Origin of the sequence: Paenibacillus sp. FSL P4-0184, assembly GCF_038004625.1 — a bacterium.
In the GTDB taxonomy this organism is placed as follows: domain Bacteria; phylum Bacillota; class Bacilli; order Paenibacillales; family Paenibacillaceae; genus Paenibacillus_AQ.
Genome location: NZ_JBBORN010000001.1, coordinates 876,436 through 888,978, shown reverse-complemented (window position 1 = coordinate 888,978; position 12,543 = coordinate 876,436). Strand labels below are relative to the sequence as shown.

The 12,543-nt window shown below is 46.5% G+C and carries 13 protein-coding genes; 3 read left to right on the top strand and 10 right to left on the bottom strand.

What is annotated here, in order from left to right; translation table 11 throughout:
- Window positions 1–15: 15 nt before the first annotated feature.
- Complete coding sequence (locus MKY52_RS03840) at window positions 16–864, bottom strand: AraC family transcriptional regulator (RefSeq protein WP_339269148.1); 849 nt, start codon at window positions 862–864, stop codon at window positions 16–18.
- A gap of 202 nt (window positions 865–1,066) precedes the next feature.
- Here MKY52_RS03840 and MKY52_RS03835 point away from each other — a divergent pair, with 202 nt between their 5' ends.
- Window positions 1,067–1,735, top strand: coding sequence for a general stress protein (locus MKY52_RS03835; RefSeq protein ID WP_341049933.1), 669 nt, complete (start codon window positions 1,067–1,069; stop codon window positions 1,733–1,735).
- Between the two features lie 82 nt (window positions 1,736–1,817).
- On the opposite strand, the gene glpX is transcribed toward MKY52_RS03835, so the two are convergent.
- The 4 genes from glpX to MKY52_RS03815 form a co-directional block, all read right to left on the bottom strand.
- On the bottom strand, window positions 1,818–2,813 hold the full coding sequence (glpX, locus tag MKY52_RS03830; protein WP_076283979.1) for a class II fructose-bisphosphatase: 996 nt from the start codon (window positions 2,811–2,813) through the stop codon (window positions 1,818–1,820).
- Between the two features lie 42 nt (window positions 2,814–2,855).
- Complete coding sequence (locus tag MKY52_RS03825) at window positions 2,856–3,662, bottom strand: pyruvate, water dikinase regulatory protein (RefSeq protein ID WP_445670977.1); 807 nt, start codon at window positions 3,660–3,662, stop codon at window positions 2,856–2,858.
- Window positions 3,663–3,674: 12 nt separating this feature from the next.
- Window positions 3,675–4,331: a CBS domain-containing protein gene (locus MKY52_RS03820; protein WP_341049930.1), complete on the bottom strand. Its 657-nt coding sequence runs from the start codon at window positions 4,329–4,331 to the stop codon at window positions 3,675–3,677.
- 142 nt (window positions 4,332–4,473) lie between these two features.
- Window positions 4,474–5,406, bottom strand: coding sequence for a DMT family transporter (locus tag MKY52_RS03815; protein ID WP_341049929.1), 933 nt, complete (start codon window positions 5,404–5,406; stop codon window positions 4,474–4,476).
- Between the two features lie 161 nt (window positions 5,407–5,567).
- Here MKY52_RS03815 and MKY52_RS03810 point away from each other — a divergent pair, with 161 nt between their 5' ends.
- Both MKY52_RS03810 and MKY52_RS03805 read left to right on the top strand, forming a co-directional pair.
- A complete protein-coding gene (locus MKY52_RS03810) occupies window positions 5,568–6,977 on the top strand; it encodes an aminotransferase-like domain-containing protein (protein WP_341049927.1) in 1,410 nt (469 codons plus the stop codon).
- A 129-nt stretch (window positions 6,978–7,106) separates the two neighbouring features.
- A complete protein-coding gene (locus MKY52_RS03805; RefSeq protein ID WP_341049925.1) occupies window positions 7,107–7,790 on the top strand; it encodes a hypothetical protein in 684 nt (227 codons plus the stop codon).
- A gap of 532 nt (window positions 7,791–8,322) precedes the next feature.
- Here MKY52_RS03805 and MKY52_RS03800 read toward each other — a convergent pair.
- The 5 genes from MKY52_RS03800 to MKY52_RS03780 form a co-directional block, all read right to left on the bottom strand.
- Window positions 8,323–9,732: a nucleoside recognition domain-containing protein gene (locus tag MKY52_RS03800; protein WP_076299203.1), complete on the bottom strand. Its 1,410-nt coding sequence runs from the start codon at window positions 9,730–9,732 to the stop codon at window positions 8,323–8,325.
- Window positions 9,710–10,441: a FeoB small GTPase domain-containing protein gene (locus MKY52_RS03795; RefSeq protein WP_042185385.1), complete on the bottom strand. Its 732-nt coding sequence runs from the start codon at window positions 10,439–10,441 to the stop codon at window positions 9,710–9,712. The genes MKY52_RS03800 and MKY52_RS03795 overlap by 23 nt, the downstream gene beginning before the upstream one ends.
- The gene (locus tag MKY52_RS03790; RefSeq protein WP_042185387.1) at window positions 10,438–10,692 is read right to left on the bottom strand and encodes a FeoA family protein; all 255 of its coding nucleotides are present in this window, start codon (window positions 10,690–10,692) and stop codon (window positions 10,438–10,440) included. The genes MKY52_RS03795 and MKY52_RS03790 overlap by 4 nt, the downstream gene beginning before the upstream one ends.
- 274 nt (window positions 10,693–10,966) lie before the next feature.
- Window positions 10,967–11,425, bottom strand: a complete 459-nt coding sequence (locus MKY52_RS03785) for an SRPBCC domain-containing protein (protein WP_341049923.1) — start codon at window positions 11,423–11,425, stop codon at window positions 10,967–10,969.
- Window positions 11,426–11,528: 103 nt separating this feature from the next.
- On the bottom strand, window positions 11,529–12,485 hold the full coding sequence (locus MKY52_RS03780) for a helix-turn-helix transcriptional regulator (protein WP_341049921.1): 957 nt from the start codon (window positions 12,483–12,485) through the stop codon (window positions 11,529–11,531).
- Window positions 12,486–12,543 lie beyond the last annotated feature (58 nt).

Genomic DNA, 12,543 nt, shown 5'->3' with positions numbered 1-12,543 from the left:
CAGCAAGGAAGAAGTTTATAGCACAATGTCATTTTCGAGATGACGGATACGGTATTCTTTTGGAGAACAACCTTTCACCTTCTTGAACATTCGCGAAAAGAGTAAGGGGTCCTGATAGCCGACGGAACGCGAGATCTCACCGATAGTACAGAGGGTTTCTGTCAGAAGCTCGCATGCTTTAGCGACACGGTAATTCAATAAATACTGCTGTGGTGGCATACCAATGGTCCGTTTGAACAAGGAAGATAAATATTTGCGATCCAGCTTGAGAGAAGAAGACAGCATTTCCACCGAAATGTTCTCACAATAATGTGTATGCAAAAAGTGGAGACTTTGCTCGACGTAAATACTCTTTTGACGCGGTAAAGGAAGTACATCCGGAACAGCTGGCACCGCTTGTAGCAAGAGGGAGAAAAACTCATACATGATCGCTTTTAGCGGCAGGTCAAGACAATCTGAATTGTCGGCTCCTTCTGTCAGGCGTTCGTAGAGATTAGGCATAAGCTGTTTATCCATCGGGAAGATTGGCTGCTCAGGGGTCAAGGAGGTTTTGGATAAAATATATGATACCTGTTCTCCGGTAAAGGCTACCCAGGAATAGATCCAAGGGTTGGTCAGGTCCGCTGCATAAGAAGTAACGATATGAGGGTAGGTAAGAAAAGCTTGTCCCGCTTGCAGAATATGGGTTTGTTCACCCACAGATACCTTTCCAGTTCCCTCATGAATGAAATGTATTTTGTAAACGTCACGAACTCCAGGTCCGAAAAAATGCCCAGGTAGACACTGCTCCCGCCCCCAGTAATGGAGATGCAGATCGGGATTACCTCTGAAGGGACGCTCAGAATTATAATTAAAAATCGCCATGAATGCTTCAGTCTCTTTCATTTATAGAGTTAACTAAGGGTGATTGTGCCCACTTTCTTTTATTATACAGCATATTTTAGTGGGAACATTACTTGGAATGGTTTGCGAATTCTGTGATAGAAGTTTATCCCAGCTCAGTTTGGTTAAGTAAGCTATGAAGCTGAACGTATGAGCTAACTTCGATCATTAGGAGGTAATGGAGATGAATAAGAGAATAGTGGGTGTCTTTGCTGCCGAATACGAAGCTTCGAGGGCTATTGAAGAGTTGAAACGTCAAGGCTGCAGAACAGAGGACATATCGATTATCGCGAGAAATTCAGAGAGTGCGGATACGCTTAGAGATGAATCAGGGACCCAAGCGCCGGAAGGAATAGCTACTGGTGCAGCTACGGGTGGTCTGCTGGGTGGATTAACTGGGCTCTTGATGGGGATAGGCGCTTTGGCTATTCCAGGCATCGGCCCGATCATTGCAGCCGGACCGCTTGCGGCAACACTTGCTGGAGCGGCAATAGGTGCAGGCAGCGGTGGATTAGTTGGCGGTCTTATTGGACTTGGCATTCCTGAAGAGGAAGCCAAGCGTTACGATAACTACGTAGATGAAGGCCATATTCTTGTAATGGTGGATGTGGAGGGCGAGCAGAAAGAGGAAGAAGTGAAGCGGATCTTCGTACAGCATAATAGTCTGAATGCGGACCATTTTGAGGATATTGCGAATATGAATACAGCTGAAAATCGAAATTATGATGGTAGTGTAAAGGAAAGTGATGCGCTCCGGGCAGCTGATCAACAAGAGGCGAGAAATCTAGCTCAAGCTACCGGAACCTTGGATGCCATGGATACCTTAGCGAGTGAGCGTATTAGAAATAAATAAGTATAGATTAGTTATAACGTAAAAAAACAGACTATTTCACTAGCCATGGGTGTGCTGGTGAGATAGCCTGTTTTTTGTGGTTTTATAAAGAGGCAACATTCTGTCTAACGGTTAGTCCATCCGGTATTTCTTTGCCAGGCAGAAAATGAATGCTACGGATGTAGCGGATTGTTCGACTCTGTGCCCGCATGATGACCGAATGCGTCTCAGCGCGCTCTTTGCCGATAAAACGGACACCGTTCAGAAATTCACCTGAGGTTACGCCAGTGGCGGCAAAGAGTACGTCGCCTGTGCCAACCATGTCCTCCATGTATAACACTCGTGTAGGATTAGAGATTCCCATACGGACACAGCGCTGCTGCTCCAGAGGTCCATCGGGAAGCAAACGGCCCTGCATTTCTCCACCAAGACATTTCAGTGCGGCAGCTGCAAGGACGCCTTCAGGTGCTCCGCCCGAGCCCATGTACAAATCGACATCGCTATCCGGCAGGGCTGCCGCAATAGCGCCAGCCACATCGCCGTGACCGAGTAGCTTAATTCGTACACCCGCTTCTCGAAGACTATGAATGAGCTGCTCATGCCGTTTGCGGTCAAGTACCATTACAGTTAGCTCGGAGAGGGACTTGCCACTGAAGAGGCATGCTTTCTGGAGAGTGACCTCCACAGGGTCTTCAAGACTAAGCTTCCCGGCAAGCTCAGGACCGCAAGCGAGTTTCTCCATATAAATGTCTGGAGCATGCAGCAGGCTGCCCTTATCTGCTATGGCAATCACAGATTGGGCATTGTGTAGACCACAGGCCACCACTTCAGTGCCTTCCAGAGGATCGACGGCTACATCGACAGAAGGCCCCTTTTGATTCCCGACTTTCTCGCCAATATAGAGCATTGGAGCATCATCCATCTCTCCTTCACCAATGACGACCGTTCCGTCGATGGAGACAGAATCAAACATGGAGCGGATAGCAGTCGTGGCTGCATCATCTGCCGCATTTTTATCTCCCCGCCCAATCCAGCGAGCTGAGGATAATGCACCTAGTTCAGTTACCCGTACAATCTCAAGAGCCAGTTCGCGATCCATTCTAATTCCCTCCAGTACATCCCATAAATTTTAATCTGAATGTTAGATATAACCCATAATAATACCAGCGGTTTCTTCTATAGCTTTGTCGGTAATATCGATTACAGGACAGCCTAGCTTATTGAACAGAGAAGAGGCATATTCCATCTCCTCTGTAATCCGCTCCAGACTTGCATATTGGGAGCCAGTCGGTAACCCAAGCGCCTTCAGCCGCTCGGAGCGGATCTTCAGCATATACTCCGGCTTCATGGTTAGTCCGATCAGTCGGTTCGACGGCAAGCTTAGCAGCTCTTGCGGAGGAGCAATTTCAGGAATAATCGGATAGTTAACGACCTTTTTCCCTCGATGGGCCAAAAAGATACTAAGTGGTGTTTTTGAAGTGCGGGACATCCCTAGCAGAACGATATCGGCCTTCAGCATAGCGCCGAGATCGCGGCCATCATCACAGGCGACTGTGAATTCAATAGCCTCCATACGGCGGAAGTAGTTCTCATCAAGCTGGTGCAATAAACCCGGTCGCTGCTGAGGAGCGTCGTCAAACGTATCAATGAAAGCTTGCATCATTGGGCCCATGATATCGACGATACGAAGGTCAAGCCGTACAGCCTCTTCTTTAATCATTTCTCTTAGCTCCGGCTGCACCAGCGTATAGACGACAAAACCTTTATGCTGCGCGGCTTCTTCCATAAGCTTCCGGAGCTCATCTTCATGTCTAATGTTCCCGTATCTTTTGATGGTGATCTGCTGATTCTGGAATTGATGAATGACGGCCTGCACGACAGCTTCCGCCGTATCTCCTATAGAATCTGAGCAGATCGTTATTAGGTTGGAAGATTGCTCGATGCTCATGAATTCCTCCTGTTATCCTTTGGCTTCTAGTTCGAGGAGAAGTTTTACGATAGCAGTTTTCGTCAAGCGTCCTATGACATCCAGTTTCGTACTATTGTCTTCTGTGGCGCTGGGAACAACTACCGGTAAACTATCTACCTCGTGAAAAATCATTTTATGTGCGGCATCAAGCACCGTCTCATCTGGTGAAGTTGTGACTACTTTGGGCTGGCGTGTCATGACCATGCTTACGGGCATGGAGACAGCACCCGGATTGCCAAGGGTTACTTTCAGGAAATCCTTACGTGAAGCAACACCGGTGAGCTTGCCCTCTTCGTCACAAATAATAAGGGTGCCAACATCCTGTAGAAATAGCGTAACTACGGCATCTTGAACCGTAGTAGTCTCACGGATAATAATAGGTACACTTTGAATCTCTTTTACCTTTGTCTCCTGCAACAAATAATTGCTTCCCAGACGATTAGATGATTTGAGTCCCGGGAAGTAACCGACTTTAGGTTTAGCATCGATATATTTGAGCATAACCAGAACAGAGAGATCGGAGCGAATCGTTGGCCGTGTTAAATTCAGACATTCGGCAATCTGTTCGCCGGTAATCGGAGCTCTTTTGTTCACAATATCAATGATTTCTAGTTGACGTGATGTCAGTTCGATCGCAATTCCCTCCACTTCAGATAAAAAGGCATTCCTCTTTAGAAAAGAAGCGCCGTTAAGCGAATCCTCCTTTCATATATGAGTCATATATAGATGTTTTTAATTTAACTTGGTTATATAATACGCAATAGTGGTCATAAATGCAATATATAGTACGTCATATATTCATTTTTTTTGACGCAGATGTACGAACCCTATGCTTTAACATTAATTGTTTCAAGGCATCAGCATTGACCAGGATGGTCCCAGCAATGATAGTGAATACACCGAGGATCGTAACCCAATTCACGGCTTCATTATAAAAGAAAAAGCCAACCCCTACGGCAATCGGTGGAGAGATATAGAGCCAGGTAGAAGGAAACACAGGATTTGTCTTAGCGACGAGCCAGTAGAACAACGAATGACCGACCATCGAGCCGATTACGATTAGATAGAGCAGTGAACCTGCGGTCTCGTAAGAGAGCAGAAACTCAGGATGTACATTTTCGGTGGCTAAGGAAAGAATGAATAACAGCACTCCACCATACATCATTTGGGCTGCATTAAGTGCGATTGGAGAGACCTCAGGCATACTGTTGATTACTTTTTTAGAATAAATCGCACCTACTGCGTAACAGCATTCCCCAATGAGGACAGCTGCGCAGCCGATGAGCCATAACGGTGAAATATCAACGACAAGATTAGGAAGAACGAGCAGTAGTACGCCAGTCAACCCGATGATACAACCATATAGGGAGATGGCAGGTGCTTTTTGACGAAGAATAGAAGTTTGGAGCAACAGAATCATGATCGGACCCGTGGCAGAGAGTACAGCTGCTAACCCGGAAGATACATATTGTTCAGCCCAGTAGAGACCTGCAAAGGTGCCAAAGGTTAACGCAGATCCGGTGAAGAGCATTTCTTTACGCAGGAGCAGGGAGAAGCTGGCCTTTCGTTTCCAGACCATCCATAGAAATAGAACAGCGCCTGCAACAAAAAATCGCAAGCCTGCTGAAAAGAAGGGCGGCGCACCGGCATCCACACCGATTTTGATAGCTAGAAAGGTCGTACCGAAGATCAGACATACGAGTGCATAAGCGAATAAGATCATTTTGAAAGTCCCCTTTAGTGTGTGTATAAAGCGATCCTTGAACCAGTTCGTTAATCATATAGGGGAGAACACAGAACAGATGATGTTGAATAGAACAGATGACTTCGAAAATCGTGTACAATACTGTAAATAGGAGTTGTTCGGAGAGGAGTTGCAGTGAGGTGAAAAAGTCAGCGAGCGTGGAGCATAATCATCCCTTGTTTCGGCAGGTATATGAATTTCTAGTGAATCGCATGGAGCGGGGGGAGTGGGGGGCACATGATAAGCTTCCTTCTATACGGCTGTTGGCGGAGGAATTACAGGTACATCGACTGACAGTATTCAAAGCGTATAGAATGCTGACAGAGGATGGAAAAGTTTATGTAAAAGATAAATCAGGTTATTACGTATCGCCTGTTAGCTTGGTTCCTATTGTAGAAAAAGGAGCAGCAGTGACTGCCTATGCGCTCACTAATCCTCTTTCGGATATACAGAGAATGCCTGCTAAGTATCAGTTCTCACAGGCGCTGATTGATCCGGGATTACTGCCGAACCTTTTTTTATCCGACTATGTCAAAAAAGTGTTCGATTTATATCCCAAGGTCATGGGGACGTACTCTTCGGTTCAGGGAGATGAGGAGTTACGGGAGACGCTAAGTCGTCATTTTCGGAAGAAGCATTGGCTACAGTTATCTTCGGAAGAGCTGCTTATTACTTCAGGTGCGCAGCAGGCGATCAATCTGATTGCACGAATTGTGCTCGGGCCTATGGACACGGTGCTTGTGGAGCGACCAACCTACAGTGTGGCCATGGATATTTTTCGCCGGGAGGGGGCAAGGCTGGTTCCGGTGGAGATCACTCCGATGGGCTACGACTTGGAGGAAGTTGAAGCACTGATGAAAAAGCATAGACCGCGCATGTTCTATATCAATCCGACTCATCATAATCCAACTGGATATACGGTGCCAGCGCAGCAACGTAAACTGTTGGTCGAGCTTGCCGAGCGTTATCGCTGTCTGTTAGTCGAAGATGATCCGTTCCGCGATATGTATTTTGAAGAGGAGCCCCCGCCGCCCTTTTTTGCTTACGATACCGAAGGTTGGGTGATCTATATTAGCAGCTTTAGTAAGTATGTAGCCCCAGGCTTACGGATCTGTGCAGTGGCTTGTCGCTATCCGTTTATGGAGCGCTTGATCACGGCCAAATCACTCGCGGACAATGGTACTCCGCTGCTTAACCAGAAGATATTCCTACATTACTACACGTCATCACGTTTGCAACAGCATCTCGGTAAGCTACGCATTGCACTTCAGGTGCATAAGGAGATTGTAGAGGAGGAGCTGGCTGGGACTGGGTGGGAGTGGACGCCTCCGCAAGGGGGCTTGAATTTATGGGTGAAGCTGCCGGACCATCTTTCGGCGGATCGACTGTTTGCCTCAAGTATGGCCGAGTCGATTGCTTTTGTGCCAGGAGAGTTGTTTGATCCGCTTGGTGAGATGAAGTCGAGGATTCGAATAAGTTACTCCTTTGCAAGCGAAGGGGTGCTACGTGAGGGGATTCAGCGGATGATTGCAATTGCGCGGGGGTTATGAGTAGGTACAGTAGACATGAGGAACTAATGAAGACTAATTAGGATGGGATTAGACTTGTATAACTTGTTTGGAAATTGTTGTAACACTTTCTTCTTCTGTTCCGTCTGTAGAGTAAAGAAGGAGGTTATTATGATGTTTAAGACCAAGTTCCGCAGTCCACTTATGATGTTCCTAAGTATAATGTTAATATTTATGGCCTTACTGACGGTGGGTCCCTCCGTTACTTATGCGTGTTCCTGTGTTGTACCTGCGGAGCCACTTGAGGCGCTGGAGTCAAGTTCAGCCGTCTTTACTGGGAAAGTAGTGGACAAAAAGGAGCCAAAGGGGACTATAATCTCATCTGCGGATCCAGTAAAAGTAACCTTTGAAGTCGATTCCAGCTGGAAAGGAATTAAGGGGAATAAAGTTACCTTGAGTACTGCTTTATCGTCTGCCAGCTGTGGGTTTGAATTCGTGGAAGGGGAAAGTTATATCGTCTATGCATATGCTAATGACGAAGATGACTCTGGTAAATTAGAGGCCAGTTTATGCAGCCGAACGAAGCTGCTTGCCTCGGCATCAGAGGATCTGAAGGAGCTTGGACCTAGTATATCGGCAGGTACTCCTACAGCTTCTCCGGAGGTAACATCAAACCATTCGCCGAAATCCGAAACTGGGAATAATGGGGCGACTGAAGTTGAGGGGAAACCAGCTGCGGAGAGTGACTCTTTTCCACTTGTGAATGTAGGGATCAGTGGAGTCATTATCGTTTTGATAGCGATAGCTGGCGCTGTACTCTACCGTCGTAGAGATGATGGAACGCGTAAGAAATAACGCTATAACTGTAGGTTCACGTTATGTCGTGATGAAATAAGCGGTCGCCCGGGAGTTATTCGGGCGACCGCTTATTTGTTTGAGCTGACCTTAAGTAGGTGGTGGGCGGTGTGGGTACTGGTGCTTAAGTATAGCTCGGGTCATCAAAACTCGACGTAAGTGAAATCCTTCTTAAAATTGTCGTGGTTTACTCGATATTATCGATAATTAGGGAAAATCCCCCTGATTTAATCGTATTTTACTCTATATGATCGATAATTGGGGAATTCCTCCCTAAAATTCTGCGGAAACCGCCTATTTTTCCTATAATCGACTATTTATTAGGGAGAATTTCCGCAAAAAGTTTAATTTGCACTTATAAAGTTCGAATTTTGGGGAGAATTTCCCTAATTATGAGTTCAAGGAGGGCGGAATTTTGTGAGATACGGTTAACATTAGATGTTGTAAGGTGAGACAAGGTAAATTTAGTTAATGTAAGTTGAAATCAGTTAAAGTTCGCTGATGTCAGGTGAATTCATGCCGCAAGCTTACGTCACACCCACCCGAACAACCGAGCAAGCTGAGCGACAGCAAAGGTTACTCCAATGGCGATACCGAGTGGGATGACTGCTGAGAGAACAGCCCACTTCATGCTTTTCGTCTCCTTATAGATGTTCACGAGTGTAGTGCCGCAAGGATAGTGGAGCAGGGAGAACAACATCATATTAAGTGCGGTCAGCCAAGTCCAGCCATGCGATAAAAAGACATCTTTGATGCTGCCCAAGCTATCGATATCGACCATAGCTCCTGAGGACATATAGCCCATAAGCAGAATGGGGAGTACGATTTCATTCGCAGGAAGTCCAAGAATAAAGGCCATGATGATAAAGCCATCCATGCCGAGCATCTGTGCAAAAGGATCGAAGAATGCGGCCATATGATTCAGGACAGAATCTCCACCAACAAACAGGTTGCCAAGAATCCAAGTGATAATACCGGCAGGGGCAGCAACGACGATGGCACGAGTAAGTACGTTAAGGGACTTATCTTTAGAGGAAATAAGTATGGTCTTCCAAATTTGTGGACGACGATAGGGCGGGAGCTCTAGTGTATAGTGCGTTGGAACACCGCGTAGCGCAGTTTTGGACATGACCCAGGAAACCGTCAGGGTAACGATGATGCCGATCAGCACCATCCCCATAAGTACGGAGGCGGTGGTGAGGGTACGGAGTGCGCCTGTCGTAGCCGCTCCTGCCATGAATAAGGAAGACAATAGAATCAATGTCGGCCAGCGGCCGTTACATGGAACGAAATTGTTAGTCAAAATCGCGAGCATCCGTTCACGCGGCGATTCGATGATTCGTGTGGAGAGGATCGCGGCGGCATTACAGCCGAAACCCATAGACATGGTCAAGGCTTGCTTGCCGTGACCGCCTGATTTTTTGAACAACCGATCCATGTTAAAAGCAACTCTCGGCAGATATCCGAAATTCTCAAGCAGCGCAAACACTGGGAAAAATATCATCATTGGTGGCAGCATGACGCTGATGACCCAAGAGGTTCCTCGATATAATCCCAGAACAAGTACACCGTGTAGCCAAGCGGGGGCATGGATCGCCTCAAATCCGGCAGTGAGATAACCTTCGATGAAGCCGAAGAAGGAAGCAAGCCAGCTTGAAGGATAGTTGGCGCCGGCAATTGTAATCCAGAATACGATACCGAGGATGGCGAGCATAATGGGGAATCCCCATATTTTTGAAGTTACGATATTATCTAGCTTATAAGTGCTGTTCAGCTTCTTCTTATCCCTATAGGTGACTGCATCCCCGCAGATGCCTGCGGATACGCCATAGATACCACTGACAATCTCATCCCGTATCGCTCCGCCGTCAGCGAGCTTTTTCGCTGTGGACAGCAAGGAATCTAGAGGATCTAATCCCTTAGTGATATGCGGTGACTCCATGACCGATGACCTCCTTTGCTTCAGGTAATTCTTTATTCTTCATATTCTCTTTAAGTGAGGTAAGAAGGCTGTCATCACCATCTAACAGGCGCAATGCAATCCAGCGGGCCGGGTATTTGCTGCCAATGGTTTGTTCTACCAGCGGTGTAAGCTCTGCAATTCCTCGTTCAATCTCCTCGTTGTACGTAATACGCAGTGGCTGTGCAGTGAATGCGCCTGTAGCCACTCGCTCCACCTGATCCAATAACGCCTCAATACCGATTTTATTGCGAGCCGATATCGCTACAACAGGCACGCCGAGACGTTTGGAAATACGTTTCAGATTGATGTCGATACCAAGTTTACGGGCTTCGTCGATGAGGTTGATGCAGACTACAGCCCGCCCGGTAATCTCCAGCACTTGCAAGGCAAGGTTGAGATTTCGTTCTAGCGAGGTAGCGTCGAGAACAACTAGTGTCACATCGGGCTGTTCAAAAATAATATAATCTCTAGCCGCTTCTTCATCAGCAGAATTCGAGTACAGCGAATACGTACCAGGAAGATCTACTGCGAGGTACGTATGGTCCTTATGCTTAAACTCGCCTTCAGCGGTAATGACGGTTTTACCTGCCCAGTTTCCTGTATGCTGGCGCATGCCGGTCAGCAGATTGAAAAGCGTGCTTTTGCCAGTGTTAGGATTGCCTGCAAAAGCGACTGTGAAATGACTCATGCTTCTACACCTCCGATGACTTCTCCAAATATTAAAGAGCTTTCTTCTCTACGTAATGCAATGGTCGTGTTGCTTACCCGAAAAGCTATAGGATCTCCTAAGGGACTACGCCGTAACACCTCAACGGCATTACCGACTACAAACCCGAGATCCAGTAATCTTCTTCTAAGCACGCCCTGAACTTCAATGCCGCTGATACGCAGTGTGCTTCCTTTAGCCGCTTCTGATAAAGGAATACTAGCTCCAGACATTAGATCCCCTTCTTTCATTTATTATTATTTGTATTTTTATGGTTATTATTTTGTGCATTGGAATTTTTCTTGTGGTCTGACACAATATTAGTATATGTGAACAACTTTGTCCCTGCAACAAGAATGTTTCCCTAAGGCAAAATTAATTTAGGCGCAAAAAAGCCCCTAACGTAAAGAAGGCTTGCGCTCTCCAGCCGAGGGGCTAAGGTTGAGTCTACTTATAGGCTTGTCTTTAATTGGAATAGTCTAATCCAAGTTTTTATTAGCCGTGAAGTTATGTCCAGCTTCCAAAATCAAGCGTGCGTCCAGTCTCTACTAAAGTCTTGGTATTACTTAGAACCTGCCACCAAGCGCTGATGCTGCCTGCATACGAAGGATCTTCAGGATGCCATTCATCATGGATAAGCGTGAGCTTAGTAGTTCCACCCACTGGTTCAAGCAGCCAAGAAATACGCGACTCATATCTTTCATGTCCTTTATGATAGGAAGGTCCTACCTTATGCGTGAAACGCAATGCTTTTTGCGGAGTGAACTCCAGCAGAGTCCCATAGACATGCAGCGTTTCATCTCCATCTGCACCGGGTCCGATGTATTCCAGTAATTCTCCTTCTTTGAAGGTTGAACGAATAATGCTGCCGTAATAAATCTGCTTCGTACCTTCCGGAGAGATTAAGGTTTCCCATACCTGCTCAGGTGTTCCGCCAATATAAAATTCATAGTGTAGTTCCTTCATTCGTTATTCCTCCTTGATTTATAGGTTCATTTATTCCCTCAGACTCATTTACACTATACAAAAGGATCACTGACAACTACGGTCAGTGATCCTAAAGAATAATTTATGTCTTATAATGAGCTGCTAAATTGGAGGCTATGGAGGCTAGTCTTTCTCTAAGTGAGGAAGGCTCCATGATTCGTAATGTGGTTCCATAAGGCAACAAGAAGTAGGGTGCATAAGTCAGTAAAGAAGTTTCGTCCACTTGAAAGCGGGCTTGTCCTTCCATGCGCTGTACCAGCGTATGTCCGAACAACCAATGACTGCATAGATCATTCAAGACTCCCTCGTCGGATGCGATGACTACTGTAACTAGTTTCTCTTCAGTATTGCGTGCAGGCAGTAAGCTCTTTAACAAAAAATCACGTGCAGAGAAGTCAGCAGGACGAGCGAACACAGCTTCTGTACGATGTAGTTCAATGATTCTATCCACCCTGAAACTACGAATTTCATGTCGCTCGTGGCAGTAAGCTACGGTGTACCATTGGCCCTTCCAGAGTACAAGTCCGTAAGGATCAATGGCACGGGATGATTTGGTTTCTCCATTACCCTTACGATATTCCATTTGCAGGGTGTATCCGTTCGCTGCCCCCAATTCCAATTCCTGAATCAAGTGGCTAAGCGACGGGGAAGGAGAATGGATCGTCTCAATGCCATTCTCATGGCGCTCCATTTGTTCTAATTGCTGGGCATTGCTATATCTTTTTAGCTTGGATAGGGCTCGGTCCAGAGCTTCAACATAAGGATATCCGGTCCCCCTGGCAAAAGAAGAAGCTTGTAGAAGGGCACGCTGCTCTTCGGAGTCAAAGAATAATGGAGCCTCAATAAAATGTTCCGGTAAGCTGTAACCGCCACCAGGCCCGCTATCCGCAATAACGGGTACACCACTGATGCATAACGCATCGATGTACCTGTACACAGACCGAACACTGATCTCTAACGCTTCCGCTAGTTCTCCGGCGGTTCTTCCCCGCTGCTTGAGCATCCAAAGAATGGATAACATATGATCAGCCTTGGACATAAATCTTGAGCCTCCTTGCTGTAGGAATTAGTAGTTCAACTATAGCAAAATGCTCATA

Excerpts from the sequence above, each read along its gene's own strand:
- MKY52_RS03840 (WP_339269148.1), bottom strand. The coding sequence starts at position 864 with ATGGCGATTTTTAATTATAATTCTGAGCGTCCCTTCAGAGGTAATCCC.
- MKY52_RS03835 (WP_341049933.1), top strand. The coding sequence starts at position 1,067 with ATGAATAAGAGAATAGTGGGTGTCTTTGCTGCCGAATACGAAGCTTCG.
- glpX (WP_076283979.1), bottom strand. The coding sequence starts at position 2,813 with ATGGATCGCGAACTGGCTCTTGAGATTGTACGGGTAACTGAACTAGGT.
- MKY52_RS03825 (WP_445670977.1), bottom strand. The coding sequence starts at position 3,662 with ATGAGCATCGAGCAATCTTCCAACCTAATAACGATCTGCTCAGATTCT.
- MKY52_RS03815 (WP_341049929.1), bottom strand. The coding sequence starts at position 5,406 with ATGATCTTATTCGCTTATGCACTCGTATGTCTGATCTTCGGTACGACC.
- MKY52_RS03805 (WP_341049925.1), top strand. The coding sequence starts at position 7,107 with ATGATGTTTAAGACCAAGTTCCGCAGTCCACTTATGATGTTCCTAAGT.
- MKY52_RS03800 (WP_076299203.1), bottom strand. The coding sequence starts at position 9,732 with ATGGAGTCACCGCATATCACTAAGGGATTAGATCCTCTAGATTCCTTG.
- MKY52_RS03795 (WP_042185385.1), bottom strand. The coding sequence starts at position 10,441 with ATGAGTCATTTCACAGTCGCTTTTGCAGGCAATCCTAACACTGGCAAA.
- MKY52_RS03790 (WP_042185387.1), bottom strand. The coding sequence starts at position 10,692 with ATGTCTGGAGCTAGTATTCCTTTATCAGAAGCGGCTAAAGGAAGCACA.
- MKY52_RS03785 (WP_341049923.1), bottom strand. The coding sequence starts at position 11,425 with ATGAAGGAACTACACTATGAATTTTATATTGGCGGAACACCTGAGCAG.
- MKY52_RS03780 (WP_341049921.1), bottom strand. The coding sequence starts at position 12,485 with ATGTCCAAGGCTGATCATATGTTATCCATTCTTTGGATGCTCAAGCAG.